Raw genomic sequence first — 18,203 nt, forward strand, 5'->3', positions numbered from 1 at the left:
GAAATTTTGTGCGTTATTTCATGGATACACTTCGAATTCGAACAGTGAATACCCGTAGGCCGTGCCGCGTACGGTGCAGAGTACCCGGACATACCTTGCGTTCTGCGAGGCGAACGTGACTTCGTCCGTTCCGCCGTTGCCGCTGGTTGTCGTATATACGTCCGTCCAACCGGTTGCGTTATCCGACACTTGAATTTTGTACGCCGACGCGTAGGCGGCTTCACATTTCAGCTTGACTTTACTGACGGCCTTGGACGAGCCGAGATCGACATAGATCCATTGCGGATCCTTGCCTTCAACACTGGCCCACCGCGTGCCACCGTTGCCGTCCACCGCTTTGGACGCTTCGAAGCCCGAGCCTTCGACGGAGCTGGCGACAGCCGGCTTGCCGAGTGCCAGGTTGCCGCCTGTCGGCGGAGGCGTGACAGGCACCTCGTCGAGGATGGACGTAATGGCCAGCATATACCAGGCGGCGTGGGGAATCCACTGCTCCAGGCTGCGCCATCTCTCGCCGCCGGATTGGATGAAGTCGATGCCGGAGCCGTCGTTGTTTTTGGAGTGGATGCCGTTGCTGATCCCGCCGTCGAGGTCCGTATGGCCGTATTTCGTGCTGCCGTAATCCGGATGATTCGTCCCGAAGCCTCGCAGCATCGAGATGCCGTACGGGTTTTTCCCGAGAATCCAATCCAATTGATCGGCGTAATAGGTCCGGTACGTGCCTGGTAAATTCGCGCTGCCTGCGAAGGCGTATTTCCCGCCGATCAGCGACATGGCCGACAAGGACGACAGCCGCGCATTTTCCCCCTGCCACCAATAGTTCGATTCGTTCTGCCGCGGAATGAAGAAATCTTTGCGAATCTTGCCGTTGTGCTTGGTTACTTGTCTGGACAAGCCGAAGCCGTTCGGAACTTCGCCGGTAATGGCGATCAGATGGTTGATGTAATTTTTGATCGAGTCACTATTGGCCGTCTGCGAAGCCGCCGTATCCGTCTGTGCATAGAGAGCCAGCGCCAGCGCGGGCATTCCCGCCTCCGCCGCATGGTAGTACGGGCGCGAGCCGCCGTCCGCGTAATACCAGCCTTCCGTCTGCTGCCGGCCTACGATGCTCGCGGCCCGGGCGCGGGCGTCGGTCAGGTAAGTCTGGTTGTTCGTCGCTTTGTACAGTTCGATAGCCGCAATCAGGGCGCAGTAGTCGTCGATAATATTTTCGACCCCGTTATCGGTATAGCTGGTGTTGTTCGTCTTCAGATGCGCGTAGGCGCTGACGGCCGCGTTCAAATAGTCGGCGCTGGTGAACGCCCCCGACAAGCCGAGTCTGGCGCTGGCCGCCAGCGCTGCGATCGCCATGCCGCCGCCTTCGCGGAAGGCAGCCTGGTAATTGGCCGACTTGTCGCCCGTGCTGTTGGAGTAGGCGGCGACGTACCGCTTGGATAAATCGCCCGTCCAGTTGTCGAACACGGTAACATAGAAGTACGGATTGTTCGCTTTCATGCGTACGAGGAAATCGGCGCCGAAAGCAGCTTCCTGCTCTAGAGCGGTCTTCTTGCCGATCGCATCGAGCTGCGCCGGGTAGCGGTCGCGAATGTAGGTCATTACCCAGACGACCAGCGGCGTTTGCTGCGGGGTCATAAAGTTGGTGTATTGGAGATGGCTCAAATATTTGGAGATATCGCCCGAAGCGTCGTACCAGCCGCCGCGCACGTCGCGGGTCTGAGCGGGACTGCTGCCGAACAGCTTCGCCTTGGCGTCGGCGTTCCATACGGCGCCGGCGTTGCGGCTTTTGAAGAAATAATCGAGCGCCGGGCCGAACGTCTTTTTGAACAGAAGGGCATCGTCGATGTCGAAGGCCGGAGATGTAACCGTGCCGCCCTGGACGATCCTGATTTTGTATTTGCCGGGCGTCCGGAACGCGGTGAAATCGAGTTTGGCGAATACCCGGTCGCTATACCACGAAGTCATGCTTTTCCAATCCGCGGCGGCGATGGCTCCTTGAAAGACGGACTGGGAAGTGGATGCGTCGATGAGCTCAAACGATGTCGGCTTGGTACCGGAGGACGACCAATCGACGACGGCGGTTTTCGGATACGTTTTCTCGTAGCCGATCTGATTGACGCGGATCGCATTGGCCGCGGCGTAGGACGAGCCGGGGTACACAACGAACGCCGACAGCACCATCAGACAGCTCAGGACCAGCATCATGATTCGCTTTCTCATGAAACAGCCTCCTTTGATTGTTTGTTGTGTAAACAACGGCGGGCCGTTACTCCTTGACCCCTCCGGCCGTCATGCCGTGAACGAGAAAACGCTGCAGGAAGAAGGCAATGAGCAGCGGAGGGATGGAAGCGACGACGCCGCCGGTGGCCACCATGCCGAAATCGACCGCATGCTTGCCGCTGAACTCCGAGATGGCGACGGAGATCGTCTTGGAGTCGAGCGTGGAGGTGAATAGCAGGCCGAAGAAGAAATCGTCCCAGGACAGCAGGAACACGAAGATCAGGGTGGCGACGATGCCGGGCCTGACCATCGGAACGACGACCAGGCGAAGCGTTTGCAGCCGGGTACAGCCGTCCAGCGCGGCGGCTTCGTAGAATTCGTGGGACAATTGCTTGAAGTAGCTCTGCATAATCCAGATGACGAACGGGATCGTGAATGACAAATTCAAGAGCACGAGCGTTGCTTTGGAGTCGAGCAGGCCCAGTTGGTCCACCGTCATATATAAGGGGATGACGATCACGATGGACGGAATCATGTACGTGAACAAAAACAAGTAAATGAGCGGCTGTCGAAAGGTAAAGCGGTACTTCGCGAAAGCATGAGCGGCCAAGCCCCCCACGATCAGAGCGATCAAGGTAACAAAAGCGGCTACGGTCAAGCTGTTCTTCATCGAAATGCGGAAGGCGTAGGCCATATCGTTGTCCGGATTCGTGAAAATATCGCTATACCGCACAAGCGTCACCCGCTCCGGAATCCAGCGCAGCGGGACACTCTGCAGATCGACCTGATACGAAATGCTGGACAGCAGCAGCCACGCGAAGGGAGCCAGCGTGCAGAAGGCGACGGCCAGTCCGAACGCATACTGGACGAAAGTCAGCGTTCTCGATTTCATGTCTTCGCCTCCCCGGTGCCGAACCCTTTCACGTAAGCGAACGTCAGCAGGGCGATGAAAGCGGCGATCAGGTAAGACAGTGTCGCCCCTTCGGAAAACTGGAGGCTGGTGAATGCTTTAATGTAGGTCATATAGTTAACGACCATCGTTCCGTTAGCGGGCCCGCCTTGGGTCAAAACGAAGATCAGGTCGAACACCTTGAACGTTTCCATCGTCCGCATGACGATAAGGAACAGGAACGTCGATTTCAGATACGGCAGCGTAAGGACGGCGAATCTGCGCAGCAGGCCGGCGCCGTCGATATTCGCCGCTTCGTAGACGCTTTTGTTCGTGAGCTGCAGGGAGGCGAGGATGAAGATGGCGACGAACGGCGTCATTTTCCATACGTCGGCGAGGATCACCATGTTCATGGCCGTCCAAGGGCTGCTGAGCCACGGCCGATACGCATCGATGAGGTGGAGCTGGGTCAGCAGAGCGTTCAGCGCCCCGTACTCCGGGTGGTAAATCCATTTCCACATCGCGCCGTTGACGATGGTCGGCACGGCCCAGGGCAGGATGATGACGGAGCGCAAAAAGCGGACGCCGGCGAATTTCTCGTTGAGCAGCAGCGCGATCATCGTGCCGAGCAGCAGCTCCGCCGCGATGGAGACGGCCGCGAAATAAGCGGTTCGTCCGAAGGCCGACCAGACGTCGGGATTGCCGAGGACGGAGGCGTAATTGCTCAGCCCGACGAACTCGCCCGATCCGGACGAGGTCAGGTTCCGGTCCTGCACGCTGTACAGCAGCGTTTGGATCAGCGGAAGCAGGACAATGCCGAACACCAGCACGAAGGCAGGAGCGACGCTGAATAGGCCGAAGGCTTGCTCGCCCGTTCTTTTTTTCATAAATAGCATCTCTCCTTGGCTAGGCAGGGGCGGCGAAGCGCCCCGTTATTCATTATTTCGCGATCTCCTCGACTACTTTGGCTTGCAGGTCGTCGAGCGCCTTCTGCGGCGTCGCTTTGTCGAGCAGCGCCTGATGGACGGAAACTTGCAGCTCGGTGGAAAATTGGCCGTACCAAGGCACTTGCGCACGGTTGACGATATGCTCGTACTGCTTCTTGGACACTTCGATCAGCTGCGGATTCGTCCCGGTGACGGCGCTGTCGTTGAACAGCGATTTCCAGATCGGCAGCGCGCTTTGGGCATGCTTCTTCTGGAACTCCTTTGAAGACAGGAACTGGATGAATTTCCAGGCCTCGTCGGGATGCTTGCTTTTCTTGGAGATCGCCAGTCCCATGCCTCCGTTCGTCGTGGCGCTCGGCTTTTTGGCCGTTCCGGGCACGGCGGCAATGCCGACCTTGCCTACGACCTTCGACTCCTTCGGGTCGTTCGCCATGTCGTACATGTAAGTCCAGTTCAAGGCGAAGGCGGCTTTGCCGCTGGAAAATACGCCCCGCACATCCTCCTCCAAATATTCCACGGAGCTCGGATTCGTCAGCCCGTCCTTGATCGACTTTTGCATAAAGGCGAGTGCTTCGACGTTCTCGGGCGTCTGGATCGTCGGCTTGCCGTCCTTCACAAACTCGCCGCCGAAGGAGCCTGCGATCATCGTGAAGTCTACCGACAAGGCTTCCGCCTGCTTCCACGACCAGACGATCGGATGCTCGACGATTTTTTTCTCCTTCAGCGTTTTGGACGCGGCGATCAGTTCGTCCCACGTCTTGGGCACTGCGGCAATTCCCGCTTTCTCCAGCATTTCCTTGTTGTAGAACAAATACTTGACGTCGTTGAGCCACGGCATGCCGTACAGCTTGCCGTCGGCGCGCATCGCGCTCAGCGCGCCTTCGAAGATGTCGCCGCGCTCGGTGTCCGATACTTTACCCGTCACATCGAGCAGCAGATTCGCTTTGACGAATTTGGCGGTCCACGGCGCATCGATCAGCATGACATCGTAGCTGCCTCCGCTGACGAGAATTTTTTGCTCCAGCGCCTCGTACGGTACGAAAGTGGCTTCGATCTTAATGTTGGGATTGGCTTTGATGAACGCGTCGACCGCTTCCTTGATCGCTTCCTCGCTGTAGCCCGCCTGCTTCATGAAGATGGCGTTCAGGGAAACGCTTTCTTTTTTCTGGCTTTCTTCTTTCTTCTCCGGCGCAGTTGCGGCGGGTGTCGTCGATGCGGCGCATCCGGCGAGCAGACCGGCCGCCGCGCAGATGTTCAGCAAGGCCACAAGCTTCTTGGTCATAGACGGCTTCCCCCTTGAAGGATAATGATTTTATGGTAAAGCAAGCAAGGGCGAATGGAAATGAACGATCCTTGCGCGATTATGGACGATTCTGATTTTTTAGCGCCTGCTTCTTGTAATCGGTCGGGCTTTGGCCGTACAGCCTGCGGAACAGGCGGTTGAAATAAAACGGGTCCGGAATGCCGACATTTTCGGCGACCGCTTTGACACTCAGGTCCGGATTTTTCAGCAGCTCCCTGGCCCGCTCCATGCGCAGCCCGTTCAAGTAGCCGACGATTGTTTGGCCGGTCTCGTTCTTGAACAGGCGGGACATGTGGCTTTCGTTCAATTTGACGTGCCGGGCGATGGCCTCCAGCGTCACTTTCCGGTCGATATGTAGGAGCAAATATTCGATGATCTCGCGCACTTCCTTGCGGTATTTCCGTGCGGAGGGGAGAGGTGCGCGGTGTTCAAGGCAACGCAGCGCCTCTTCGAACGCGGCCCGGAACTCGCCGGCAGTTCCCGCTTGCGCAAGCGAATCGCGGTACGTCCCCGACAGAGTGCAGCTCCCGCCGGTCCCTGCGGTAGCCGCCTCCCAGCAGTCGATCACCGTCAAGGCGCTCCGCGCCAGCAGGGAAGGATGAAGCCGCGCCTCTCCCGCCGCTTCCAGCAAAGCTTCCATGGCGTCGGCCAAGCCGTCGGTTTCGCCGGAACGAATCCGCGCGATCATGTCGTCCTGCAGCCGCACGATAGGCGGAGGCAGAGAACCGTCGTGGCAGCCGCTCTCCCCGGCGTGCATGACGACCGGGGCCGGAAGGTAGAAGCGGATGCCCGCCGCCCGCTTGCAGGCGCGGTAAGCCCCGCTTATGTGACACAGCCCGGTGAACGGCTCGCTGACGACGAGATTGACCTCCATATTCAAGTACATCCGCAGCATGTCCGCGATCTGCTTGGCGAGCTGCATTTTGCCGCCGGCGGTGGCGTACCGCCCTTGTCCAGAGAGCAGCACCATATACTCCCGGCCGGCGATTTCCGCGAACTCGCCCACGGGCAGGCCGGTCATCAGCTCGGATACGATGTTGCGGATGGAGAACGACATCAGCTGCTTTTGGCTCCATTTGTTCCGGTCATACCGGTCGACGTGCAGGTACAGCAGGAACAGCGGCCGCTCGCCGGGCTCGATCTTGAGACGGCTCGCCTGCCGTGCCAGCTCGTTATCGGATAGCGGTTCGCCATGGATCAGTTCTTGGAAAAAGCGGTTTTTTGATAGCCGATAGCCTTCCATCACCGCTTCCGTCTTGATCCGGTCTGCTTCTCTCTCCTGGCGCTCGGCGAGGATGAGCTCGCGGGTTTTGCCAAGCACAGCCAGCAGCTCCTCCGCTTTCAGGGTCACCTTCAGCAAGTAATCGAGCGCGCCGAGCTTCAGCGCCTCGCGCACCAGCGCGTATTCGTCGTAGTTGCTCAAAGCGATGATTTTGCCGCGAAACCGGGGGCGGTTTCGCAGCTCCTGGATCAGCTCAAGTCCGTCCATCCGCGGCATCCGCAGATCGGTGATGACGATGTCCGGTTCCAGCCGGTCGATCATGCCGAGCGCCGTCAGCCCGTCCTCCGCCCCACCGCACAGCTCGTAGCCGTGCTCCTCCCACGGAATCATCATGTTCAGCCCGATGCGGAGCATTTTTTCATCGTCTACGATCATGACCTTCATCCCCGACTCCCCCAATCATCGGCATCGTCAGCAGGACCCGGGTGCCTTCGCCCTCCCGGCTTTCTACCGACAGTCCGTATTTCGTACCGAAATTAAGCTGGATTCGTTCCTGGACGTTGCGTATTCCGATGTTGGACAAGCGGTGCTTCCCGCGATAATTCGAATCGAGCAGGCGGCGAAGCTGCGCTTCGTTCATCCCTTTGCCGTTGTCCTGAACGGCGATCTGCAATTGTCCGTCTGCGCTTGTGGCGGAAATGACGAGCTTCTTGTCCTCGCGCTCCGCGCCGTCGAGTCCGTGGATCAAGGAGTTTTCCACGATCGGCTGGAGAATGAACTTCATGATGGCGGCTTCAGACAGGCCGTCGTCGATGTCGTACTCGACGGTAAACGAGCTTCCGAAGCGGAGGCGCTGAATGATGAGGTAATTGTCCACATTGGCAAGCTCCGAGCGGAGCGGGATAAATTCCTTCTTGTCGACCATCGTATGGCGGAGCAGCTCGGCAAGGGCGGTCAACCCGTCGCTGACGACCGGCACGTGATTGATCGCGGCGGTCCATTTCAGGCAGTTTAACGTATTGAACAAAAAATGCGGATTGATCTGCGCCTGCAGCATCTGGAGCTCGATTTCGCGCTTCTTGACCTGCTCCTGCTTCGTATGGTCGATCAGATCGCGAAGCTGTTCGATCATGAGGTTAAACTTGCCCGTCAGGAAGCCGATCTCGTCGTTGCTCGGGTCCTGGATTCTGACCTGAAAATTGCCGGTGGAGACCTGCTTCATCGATTCGGTCAGCCGCTGCAAGGGGGTGGAGATGCTGGTGGAGATCAGGAACGCGAGCAGGAGGGAAGACAGAAGGCACAGCCCGACCACCAGCACGATATAAGGCAAAATTTGCTTCGTTTCTTTGTTCAGCAGTTCGTAAGGGATCGTTCCGACCAAATACCAGCGCGAGACGGCGTCGTAGGAATAGACCAAAAGGTATTTCTGCTTGTTGAATACGGCGGAGAACGCCCGCGTCCCCAGCAGCTCATGCTCCGAAATTTCCTTCAGCAGCTCGCCGTTCGGATAGTTGGCGCCCACTTGAAGGCTCCGGTTTCCCGCCGACAAAACGACTCCCCGTGCATCGGCAATGAACAGGTCCGAGCCTTCGCCGACATCGGCATCCTCATGGATGATGCGGGAGTAATAGCTCTCCTTGACGGCTATGAATACGTAGCCGATGGTGTTCATCCAGTTGAACTGTGAATGAATCGGCCTCGCGAGCACGATGCAGTCGACGCCGTTCTTCGTCACGATATGGGTCCAGACGTCTTGGCCGTCGCCGGCCTCGATCATATCGGTCAGCATGGCGATGTCTTCGTCCCGGAGCTTGTCATAGCCCAGATCGTACATCAATTTGCCGGAAGAGTTGATGATTTGGAGGGATTTGATTTGGCTGAACAGCTTGCGTCCGCTAAAGGCGCTGTTCAACTCGTAGTAGCTGTCCATGACGGACTGCGTATCCAAGGCGGTGTTCGCCTGCAGCAGGCTGGTTTGCACGAGGTTATGCATCATGATCTGGTCCGTTAAATAAAGCAGCAGCTCGTTTTCCCGTTTGATTTCGTTGCGCAGCTGGTCCAAAATTTGCAGCGAGTAGGCGCTGATCTTCGAGCGGATCGCTTCGCTCGACTTGTTATACGTCAGCAGTGTGGCGATGCATAGGGGGAGGATGGAGAGAAAAAGAAATGACAGGATAAGCCGGTTCTTGATTTTGGAGCGGCGCAAATACGGATGAAACCGCGCTGCCCAGCGGAGTTTGTCCCAATGCCTCACGTCGATCGTTTCACAACCTCTCTCTTCGGGTATCGTACTTTGTGCCCAGACCTCTTTTCCAAGTTCAGGGATATTCTCCTAGATTTAAAGTACCTTCCGCATGCGGTAAACGTCAAGAGCAGGATTGGGCGTGGCGCCTCCTTCACATCATCTTTGGATTCATTTAACATTGCGCAAACAATCGGAGGATAAAGTGAAGATGTAGAGAATACAACAAAGTGAAGGAAGATGAAGGATTTCCTTCTTGACGGGTTGACGGAGCGGAGGCAAGGCATGGAAACGAAATTTGTATGGTTCGACTTGGGGTATACGTTAGTTTATTTGGAAAGGGAAAGGCAGTTTGCGGCTTATTTGGCCGAGCAGGGAATCGCCAGGAAGCTGCGGGAGATCGAGCTGGCTTACCATTATGCGGACAAGCTGTTCATGCGCGAATACCCCGGCGTCCTCGGCCGGGAAGCGGCGACGTTCTTCCCGTGGTACCTCGGCGTGCTGAATTACCGGCTGGGGCTGTGCCTCGATCTGCAGGAGCAGTGGCGGAGGCTGAACGAGCTGCGGACGGAGCGCCGTTCGCCTTGGGTGGCTTTTCCTTACGCGGCCCAGATGCTGGAGGAGCTGAAACGGGCGTCCTACGGAATCGGCCTGATCTCCAACTGGGATGCCAGCGCCAGGCAGGTGCTGGCGGATACCGGGCTGCTGCCGTATTTCGACCACGTGATCGTCTCTTCGGAAGTCGGCGTCGAAAAGCCGGACCGGGCCATCTTCGAGCTGGCGCTGCGGCAGGCGGGCGTACGTGCGGAGGAATGCTGCTACGTCGGGGACAATTATTACGACGATGTCGTCGGCTGCCGCGAGGTGGGGATGAACTGCTGCCTGATCAACCGGTTCGGCCGGGTCGGCATCGAAGAGGTGCAGCATGAGCCCGTCCTCACGTCGGTGCAGGACCTGCCCGCTTATTTGCAAAGAAAGGAATGGAAGCACAGCGTATGAGCGTAGAAAGCAAGATCGAGCAACTATTCGATTCGCTGAGTCCGAGTCAAAAGAAAGCCGCCTACTTTCTGACCAAAGACATCCGTCAGGCAGCGGTTCTGCCGGCCAAAAAGATGGGCGAGCTTGCCGGCGTCAGCGAGGCCACGGTACACCGGCTCGCGCAGACGCTTGGCTTCGAAGGCTACGCCGCGCTGCAGAGCGAGCTGCAATCGCAGTTTCTGCAGGCGCGTCCCGTGCAGCGGCTGCTGGAGACGGCGCAGGAGGAGCAGGCGACGTGGCTTGACGAGCTGTTCGCGCAGGATATCAACAATCTCCGCGAGACGGCTGCGCTCAAGCAGGAGGCGAAGGTGGAAGAGGCGGTCCGGCTGCTGCTGGGTGCGGAGCGCACGTATACGGCAGGCTGGCGCGCCGGCCTTGCAGTGACGGCGCCGCTCGCCTACATCATGCATTACATGCTCGGCCAAGCCCGGTTGGTGCCGCAAGGCGAGGCAGCGGAATACGCGGCACATTTCCGGTCGGGAGACGTGCTGCTTGTCTCTGGATTTCCCCGCTACTGCCAGACGACAAGGCATTTGACGGAAGCGGCCAAAGAGAAGGGCGCGCGCATCGTCGCCTTGACGGACTCGCCGGTATCGCCTTTTGCCAAGCTGGCCGACGTGTATTTGCTTGCCGCGACCCGTTCGCGGGGCTTTCTCGATTCGTACGTGGCTCCGCTCGCGTTGGCGAACGCTTTGATCAAGAAAATGGCCCAGCTCGACTTGGAGCGGGTCAAGCGCAATATGGTGGAGATGGAGCGGAAGTTCCGGATGTTCGAGACGGAATCGTCCGGGTGGACCGGACCGAACGGAAAGGGGACAACGAAATGAAGTTGACGATTTTGGGCCCGTGGGGCGCTTATCCGGCTGCGGATTCCGCGTCGGCGTCGTATTTGATTCAGACGGAGTCGGTCAACGTACTGCTGGACTGCGGCTCCGGCGCACTCGCCCAGCTCCAGCGGCATCTGCCGCTGGAAGAGCTGGATGCGGTTGTGCTCACGCATTACCATACCGACCATATCGCCGACGTGTATTGCCTTCAGCATGCGGCGATGATTCTGATGCAGCTCGGCCGCAGAACGAAGCCGATCGAGATCTACTCCCACGACGCGGACCACGCGGCCTTCGCAACGCTTGCTTACGGAGAGTACATGCATTCGCATGTCATTGCGGTAGGAGATACGCTTGCGCTGGGCGATCTGACGTGGACCTTCGGGCATACGACCCACCCCGTCCCGTGCCTGTCCATGCACATCGAGCACAGGGGGCAGACGCTCGTGTTTACGGGCGATACCGCTTGGAACGACGATTTGGTGCGAATCGGCCGGAACGCGGACCTGCTGCTTTGCGAAAGCAATCTTTACAACGAGTACTTCGGTAAAATCGGCGGCCATCTGACCGCCGGCGAAGCGGGAAGACTCGCCTCGCAGTGCGGAGCGAAGCGGCTGGTGCTGACGCACCTTCCCCAGTACGGCGATCTCGCCCAGCTTGTCCGGGAAGCGCAAGAGACGTATCAAGGACCGATTGATCTCGCTCGCACGGGCGATCAATACCGGCTGTAATACAGCTGGAGTGAGTGTTGAGAAAGTGGTGAATTGAGGTAATAGAGGTGTACGAGGAGGTGGGGTATCTACTTCCGGTCGCTCTTGTCTGCAGGAAATTTTTATTAGAAGCCGCTTAGCAGCGGGTATTTCCCGCAGACAAAGGCGAACGCTATCGCTCCTCCAGTAGATACCCCACCTACGTATGTATCTCTATTTTAGTCCAAAACCACTTTCTCAACACTCTGACCGGCTGTACTACAGCCGGAAGAAATTAAAAATAGAAAAGAGGAGAAACCATGCTAACCGAAAGATTGCGAAGGACCCCCCTGCTGCTTGCCGCTCTGCTGCTGTCCGTAACCGTCCTGTCTGCCTGCGGCTCGGGCGACCCGGCTAAAGCGCCGGCGACCGGCGCCGAAGCCGCCAAAGAACCCGTGCAGGGCGGCAGCGTCGTCGTCGCCGTTCCGCAGGACCCGGACTATCTCGACCCGCATCTGGCCGTCGCTTCGGGGACGCAGGAGATGATGTTCAACGTGTTCGAAGGCCTGCTGAAGCCCAACGAAAAAGGGGAGCTGCAGCCCGCAGTCGCACAGGAATACAAGGTTTCTCCCGACGGGCTGACGTATACGTTCACGCTGCGCGACGGCGTCAAGTTCCACAACGGCAAGACGGTGGCGGCGGAGGACGTGAAGTTTTCGTACGAGCGGCTGATGGGCAAGGAGACCGGCAAGCCGCTCTCCAGCGCCTTTGCGAACGTCGAAGCCGTCGATACGCCGGACGCCAAGACGGTTACCGTCAAGCTGAAAAAGAACGACGTCTCGTTTATGAGCAACTTCACGGCCGCTATTTTGCCGAAGGGATACGACAACCAGAATAAAGCTCCGGTCGGCACCGGACCGTTCAAATTCGTCGAATTCCAGCCGAACCAGAAGCTCGTGATCGAGAAGAACAGAGACTATTACGTCAAAGGCGTGCCTTACCTCGACAAGGTCGAATTCCGCATCATGCCGGATGCGGAAGCTTCGTTGCTCGCTTTGAAATCCGGGGACATCGACATGTACCCGCGGATCGGCAATGAGCGCATCGCCGAGCTGGGGGATCAATTCCGCTATGTAGAAGGCATGCAAAACATGGTCCAGCTCATGACGATGAATATCGCCCGCAAGCCGTTCGACGACCCGCGCGTGCGTCAGGCGGTCAATTACGCCGTAGATACGGATGAAATTATTAAAGTCGTAGCCGATGGTAAAGGAACGAAGCTCGGCTCCAACATGAGCCCGGTCATGCAAAAATATTTTCAGGAAGGCCTGGAATCGACCTACAACGTGAACGTGGACAAAGCGAAAGGCCTGCTGGCCGAGGCGGGGCTGAAGGACGGCTTCAGCACGACGATTTCGGTGCCGTCCAACTACAAGTTCCATGTCGATACCGCGCAGGTCATCGCGCAGCAGCTCGCGAAAGTCGGCATCACCGCCAAAATCGAAATGGTCGAATGGGCCGTCTGGCTGGACCGGATCTACAAAGGCCGCGACTACGATATGACGATCATCGGGCTGACGGGCAAGCTTGATCCGCACGAGGTGCTGGTACGCTACGCATCCGACTACAAGTCGAACTTCTACAACTACAACAATCCGGAATACGACAAGCTGATCAAGGCGGCACAGGTTGAGCTGGACGACGCCAAGCGGGCGCAACTTTATAAAGACGCGCAAAAAATATTGACCAAAGACGCCGTCGCCGTCTACATCATGGACCCGAACTTCACCGTAGCGATGAAAAAAGAGCTGGACGGCTACAAGCTGTACCCGATTTACGTGCAGGATATGTCCACGATTCGCCGCGTGAAGTAACAAGAAGCTGGGGTAATGTCGAGTTAAACGGGCGGATCACACGGAAAAAAACAGTCCGCTCGCGCGGCATCTCGAATGAACCGCCCACTTTTTAAGGAAAGGAGTGACAGCGACGTGACGTACGCATGGCGGAGAGCCTTTACATTCGTGCTGACGGTGCTGCTGGTCCTGATGATGACCTTCGCCGTCTTTCGGATCATTCCGGGGAACCCGGTTCTGATCATTCTCGGGATGGAGGCGGACGAGGCGCAGGTGGCCGCGCTTGAAGCGAAGCTCGGCATCGACCGTCCGCTCGGCGAGCAATTTGCAAGCTGGCTCGGAGGCGTCGTATCGGGCGATCTTGGCGAATCGCTCAAGTTTTCAAGGCCGGTCGGCGAGCTGATTCTGGACCGGCTGCCAGTGACGGCGTTGCTCGCGGTGCTGTCACTGGCGATGACGGTCGTCATCGCCGTGCCGCTCGGCATCGCGGCGGCCAAGTCCCAGCGCCGGGCGTCCGGCTGGTGGATTTCGCTGCTCAGTCAGCTCGGACTGGCCGTTCCGTCGTTCTGGCTCGGCATTTTGCTCGTGCTGCTGTTCGCCTTGACCTTCCGCTGGTTTCCGGCCGGAGGCTACGTCCGCTGGTCGGAGTCGCCGCTGGAGGCGCTGCGCTCCTTGTTCCTGCCTGCGCTGGCCGTAGCGATCCCGCAGGTCGCCGTCGTGGTGCGCTATCTGCGGACGACGATGCTGGAGCAGCTCAAGCAGGACTACGTCCGGACCGGCTACAGCAAGGGGTTGAGAGAACGGGCGGTGCTGTACAAGCACGTGCTGAAAAACGCGCTCATCCCCGTCGTTACGGTGATGGGGATGATTTTTGCCGACGTGCTGGGCGGGAGCCTGGTGGTCGAGCAGGTGTTTGCGCTGCCGGGGCTCGGGAGGCTGCTCGTTTCCTCGATCGGTGCCCGCGATTTTCCGCTTGTGCAGGGAATGATTTTATTCACGGCCGTAACGGTGATTGCGATCAATTTTGCCGTCGATATGCTGTACCGGGTGCTGGACCCGAGAATTCGGTTGAAGTAGGAGAAGAGCGGCATGACACGAAATCGGAACGTTCATTTGATCGTGGGCGGCGCGTTGGTCGGCACGATGCTGGCACTTATGCTGGTTAGCTGGTTGTATGTTCCTTACGACGTCAATAGCATGAATCCGGCCGAACGGTTTCTCGCTCCCGGGGCGAATCACCTGCTCGGGACGGACAATTTCGGACGGGACATTTTAAGCCGCGTGATGACGGCTTCCCGGACGGCTTTTCAGGTCGGGTTTCTGACCGTTCTGATCGGCGGGGCCGGGGGGCTGCTCGTCGGAGCCGCCGCCGGTTATGTCGGCGGCTGGCTGGACGAAGCGCTGATGCGGCTGATGGACGCGATGATGGCGTTCCCCGGGCTGCTGCTGGCGCTCATGCTGGTGGCGGTGTTTCAGCCGAACCTGACCAATACGATTGTGGCGATCGGCCTGATGGCCGTGCCCGGGTTTGCCCGCATCGTCCGCAGCGGGTTCGTGCAGTACAAGGAGATGGATTTTGTGAAGGCGGCACGGGGCATCGGGACGGGGCCGCTAGCCATCGTATTCCGCCACATTTTCCCGAACATTTTGTCGCCGTTCATTGTAGCGGCCACAATGAGCTTCTCGGGGGCAATTCTTGCGGAAGCCGGGCTGAGCTACCTCGGGCTCGGCATTCAGCCTCCCGACCCGAGCTGGGGACGCATGCTGAACGAGGCCCAGAGCTATATTGCAAAAGCGCCGTGGTATACGCTGGCGCCGGGGCTCATGATCACAATGACCGTGCTCGGCTTCAATCTGCTCGGCGACGGGCTGCGCGATTGGAACGACCCGAAACGATGAAGGGGGAACGAACTATGCCCAGAGGAAAAGAAACGCCTCTCTTGAGACTGGACGAGCTGCATATCGAGCTTCCGACCCGCCAGGGCATGCGCGCCGTGCTCGAAGGGGTATCGCTGTCGGTCGGGCGCGGCGAAATCGTCGGCATCGTAGGGGAATCGGGCTGCGGCAAAAGCATGACGGCGCAAGCCGTCATGGGACTGCTGCCTGCCGGCGCTCGAATCGCGGGCGGCGCGATCGACTACGACGGCGCCGAGCTGATACAGCTGTCGCCGGAGGCGATGCGCAGACTTCGCGGCAGGGAGATTGCCATGGTGTTCCAGGACCCGATGACCTCGCTCAATCCGGTATTTACGGTCGGAGAACAGCTGATGGAAGGGCCGCGTTTGCACTTGGCGATGTCCCGCAAAGACGCGTATAATCATAGCGTAGGCATGCTGGAAAAAGTTGGGCTGTCCCGCGCGGAGCAGTTGATGCGCGAATATCCCCACCGGTTGTCCGGCGGGATGAGGCAGCGGGTCATGATCGCGATGGCGCTGGCATGCCGGCCGAAGCTGCTGATTGCCGACGAGCCGACGACGGCGCTCGACGTGACGGTGCAGGCGCAAATTTTGGAGCTGCTGCGGGACTTGAACCGGTCGGAGGGCACGTCGGTACTCCTGATCTCGCACGACCTCGGCGTCATCTCGGAAATGTGCAGCCGCGTGTCCGTCATGTACGCCGGGCAGGTGGCGGAGACGGCCCCGGCAGCGGAGCTGTTCCGCTCGCCCGCCCATCCGTACACGGCGGGCTTGCTGCGGTCGATCCCTTCGCCGGACAAACGGGGCGAGGCGCTGTATGCGATACCCGGGCGCGTGCCTCCGCCGGAGGAGCGCGCCGGAGGCTGCCCGTTCGCGGCCCGGTGCGACCGCGCCGTGGCGGCCTGCTCCGGCGTAAAGCCGGCGAGCCGCTTGATCGCGGACCGGCACGAGGTCCGCTGCTTGCTTGCCGAGGAAGGGAGGCCGTCCGTCCGTGAGTATCAGCTCGCTTGAACTTGAACCGCTGGTGGCGATCGACCGGCTGACGAAGCGCTACCCGGCCGCCGCCGCCTTCGGCAAGCCCAAAGCTTGGGTGAACGCCGTGAACGGCGTCTCCTTCGATATCCGCAGCGGCGAGACGCTCGGCCTCGTCGGCGAAAGCGGCTGCGGCAAGTCGACGACCGGCCAACTGCTTGCGCGGCTGTTGGAGCCGACCTCCGGGTCCATCCGCTTTCGCGGCCGGGAGCTGACAACGCTGCGGGGCCGAGAAATACGGGAATTGCGCAAGCACGTTCAACTGATTTTTCAAGACCCGTACGCGTCGCTCAATCCGCGGCATACGATCGGCCCGATACTGGAGGAGCCGCTTCGCGTCCACCGGATCGGATCGCGCGCCGAGCGCAGGCAGCAAGCCCGCGACATGCTGGAGACGGTAGGGCTGGACCGCAGCTACGCCGACCGGTACCCCCACGAATTGAGCGGCGGCCAGCGGCAGCGCATCGGCATCGCCCGGGCGCTCATGCTGCGCCCGTCCTTCGTCGTGGCGGACGAGCCGGTGTCCGCGCTCGACGTATCGGTGCAGTCGCAAATTTTGAATTTGCTCAAGGAGCTGCAGCGGCGCTTCGCGCTGACCACGCTGTTCGTCTCTCACGATCTCAACGTCGTGCAGTACATGAGCGACCGGGTCGCCGTCATGTATCTGGGCACGGTCGTCGAGCTCGCGCCGGCCGAAACCTTGTTTCGCGGTGCGGTACATCCGTACACGCGGGCGCTGCTTTCGGCGATCCCGTCCGTCGGTACTGGGGAGCGGCGTGAACGCATCGTGCTCCGCGGCGAGGTGCCGAGCCCGCTTCATCCGCCTGCGGGCTGCCCGTTTCATACGCGCTGCCCGCAGGCGGTGGCGGAATGCGCTTCCGTACCGCCGGACTGGAAGCCCGTCGGCCCGGACCATTACGCGCGCTGCCTGCTGATTTAAGCAGCATTCGCATCGGAGCGGCGCAGCTTGCAGAAGCCGCCATCGCCATCCGATCCGCTCAGGCCTACAGGAGAACGAGGAGGGAACCATTTTGAACATCGGCATTTTGTCGGATTTGCATATCGATACCAATAACCCCGGCTGCTCCGTCCCGGTCGAGGAGGCGCTCTGCGAGGAGGCGCTTGCGCAGAAGGTGGATCTGCTGCTGATCGGCGGAGACATCTCCAACAACAGCGCCACGACGCTGAAGACGCTCAGGTACATCCGGGAGCGGTTATCCATCCCCTGCTTGTTCGTCCCGGGCAATCACGATCTGTGGAACATCCACGACCCGGAACGTACGGCTTGGGATTCGTACCGTGAGCTGCAAGCGTTCGAAGGGAACCTCGCGAACGGCGCCTACATGATCAACGAGGAATGGGCCGTCGTCGGAGATATCGGCTGGTACGATTATTCGTTTGGCGCAGACCGCTATACGAAGGAGGAGTTTGACCGGATGTCGCTCGGCGATCGGACGTGGCAGGACAGTCTGTTTGCCCTGTGGGACCGGCCGACGACGGAAGTCTGCGATTATTTCGTGCAGAAGCTGGACAAGCAGCTGAGCGAGCTTCGGGACAAGAAGGTCATCGTGATGACCCACGTGCTGCCGCACCGTTATTTTACCGTTCCGTACGCACCCGAGGTGTGGGGCTACTTTAACGCCTTTCTCGGAAGCGAGCAGTACGGGAAGCTGATCGAATCGTACGCCTCCTCCGTGAAGCTTGCCGTCTGCGGCCATGTGCATTACCGGAAGCGGCAAACCTTCGGTGGCGCACTGTACGTATGCAGCTGTCTCGGCTATACCCGGGAATGGTCGAATCCGGGGGATGCGCGGACCGAGGTCGCGAAGGCATTGTCCGTCATCGAGCTGGCCTCTCTTGAGGATCGAAGCCCGCAGAATGCATAATTGATCCGTTCATTTTATAGAGGAAGCACCTTTTACGGCGAAAGCGGTTGGAGGCGCTTCTTTTTTCGTTCTTCCGGAATAGGATGCAGTACGCTTCAGGTACTACGCAAAGTTAGTACTACCCGCTTTGTCGAATTCGCGTACA

The 18,203-nt window shown here is 59.1% G+C and carries 15 protein-coding genes; 9 read left to right on the top strand and 6 right to left on the bottom strand.

Annotated features, from left to right (window positions below; translation table 11 throughout):
* Positions 1-18: 18 nt before the first annotated feature.
* From NI000_RS09615 to NI000_RS09640, 6 genes are all read right to left on the bottom strand, one after another.
* Positions 19-2,214 carry a glycoside hydrolase family 9 protein gene (locus NI000_RS09615; RefSeq protein WP_253409919.1) on the bottom strand — a complete coding sequence of 732 codons (2,196 nt, stop codon included), beginning with the start codon at positions 2,212-2,214 and terminating at the stop codon, positions 19-21.
* Positions 2,215-2,260: 46 nt separating this feature from the next.
* Positions 2,261-3,106 (bottom strand): carbohydrate ABC transporter permease, encoded by an 846-nt coding sequence (locus tag NI000_RS09620; RefSeq protein ID WP_253409920.1) that lies wholly within the window; start codon positions 3,104-3,106, stop codon positions 2,261-2,263.
* Positions 3,103-3,990, bottom strand: a complete 888-nt coding sequence (locus tag NI000_RS09625; protein WP_253409921.1) for a carbohydrate ABC transporter permease — start codon at positions 3,988-3,990, stop codon at positions 3,103-3,105. The genes NI000_RS09620 and NI000_RS09625 overlap by 4 nt, the downstream gene beginning before the upstream one ends.
* A gap of 52 nt (positions 3,991-4,042) precedes the next feature.
* Positions 4,043-5,332 carry an ABC transporter substrate-binding protein gene (locus NI000_RS09630; RefSeq protein ID WP_253409923.1) on the bottom strand — a complete coding sequence of 430 codons (1,290 nt, stop codon included), beginning with the start codon at positions 5,330-5,332 and terminating at the stop codon, positions 4,043-4,045.
* A 79-nt stretch (positions 5,333-5,411) separates the two neighbouring features.
* Positions 5,412-7,019 (bottom strand): response regulator transcription factor, encoded by a 1,608-nt coding sequence (locus tag NI000_RS09635; protein WP_253409925.1) that lies wholly within the window; start codon positions 7,017-7,019, stop codon positions 5,412-5,414.
* Complete coding sequence (locus NI000_RS09640) at positions 6,994-8,829, bottom strand: cache domain-containing sensor histidine kinase (protein WP_253409927.1); 1,836 nt, start codon at positions 8,827-8,829, stop codon at positions 6,994-6,996. The genes NI000_RS09635 and NI000_RS09640 overlap by 26 nt, the downstream gene beginning before the upstream one ends.
* Positions 8,830-9,102: 273 nt before the next feature.
* Here NI000_RS09640 and NI000_RS09645 point away from each other — a divergent pair, with 273 nt between their 5' ends.
* The 9 genes from NI000_RS09645 (at position 9,103) to NI000_RS09685 (ending at position 18,058) form a co-directional block, all read left to right on the top strand.
* Complete coding sequence (locus NI000_RS09645) at positions 9,103-9,816, top strand: HAD family hydrolase (RefSeq protein WP_253409929.1); 714 nt, start codon at positions 9,103-9,105, stop codon at positions 9,814-9,816.
* On the top strand, positions 9,813-10,682 hold the full coding sequence (locus tag NI000_RS09650) for a MurR/RpiR family transcriptional regulator (protein ID WP_253409931.1): 870 nt from the start codon (positions 9,813-9,815) through the stop codon (positions 10,680-10,682). Before NI000_RS09645 ends, NI000_RS09650 begins: the two co-directional genes overlap by 4 nt.
* On the top strand, positions 10,679-11,413 hold the full coding sequence (locus tag NI000_RS09655) for an MBL fold metallo-hydrolase (RefSeq protein ID WP_253409933.1): 735 nt from the start codon (positions 10,679-10,681) through the stop codon (positions 11,411-11,413). Before NI000_RS09650 ends, NI000_RS09655 begins: the two co-directional genes overlap by 4 nt.
* A 278-nt stretch (positions 11,414-11,691) precedes the next feature.
* A complete protein-coding gene (locus NI000_RS09660) occupies positions 11,692-13,245 on the top strand; it encodes an ABC transporter substrate-binding protein (protein WP_253409935.1) in 1,554 nt (517 codons plus the stop codon).
* Positions 13,246-13,359: 114 nt separating this feature from the next.
* Positions 13,360-14,301, top strand: coding sequence for an ABC transporter permease (locus NI000_RS09665; RefSeq protein ID WP_253409937.1), 942 nt, complete (start codon positions 13,360-13,362; stop codon positions 14,299-14,301).
* A gap of 12 nt (positions 14,302-14,313) precedes the next feature.
* Positions 14,314-15,123 carry an ABC transporter permease gene (locus NI000_RS09670; protein ID WP_253409939.1) on the top strand — a complete coding sequence of 270 codons (810 nt, stop codon included), beginning with the start codon at positions 14,314-14,316 and terminating at the stop codon, positions 15,121-15,123.
* A gap of 14 nt (positions 15,124-15,137) precedes the next feature.
* Positions 15,138-16,151 carry an ABC transporter ATP-binding protein gene (locus tag NI000_RS09675; protein WP_253409941.1) on the top strand — a complete coding sequence of 338 codons (1,014 nt, stop codon included), beginning with the start codon at positions 15,138-15,140 and terminating at the stop codon, positions 16,149-16,151.
* A complete protein-coding gene (locus NI000_RS09680; protein ID WP_253409943.1) occupies positions 16,132-17,112 on the top strand; it encodes an ABC transporter ATP-binding protein in 981 nt (326 codons plus the stop codon). The genes NI000_RS09675 and NI000_RS09680 overlap by 20 nt, the downstream gene beginning before the upstream one ends.
* Positions 17,113-17,203: 91 nt before the next feature.
* The gene (locus NI000_RS09685; protein WP_253409946.1) at positions 17,204-18,058 is read left to right on the top strand and encodes a metallophosphoesterase; all 855 of its coding nucleotides are present in this window, start codon (positions 17,204-17,206) and stop codon (positions 18,056-18,058) included.
* Positions 18,059-18,203 lie beyond the last annotated feature (145 nt).

This window comes from Paenibacillus tyrphae, assembly GCF_024158745.1.
In the GTDB taxonomy this organism is placed as follows: Bacteria; Bacillota; Bacilli; order Paenibacillales; family NBRC-103111; genus Paenibacillus_G; species Paenibacillus_G tyrfis_A.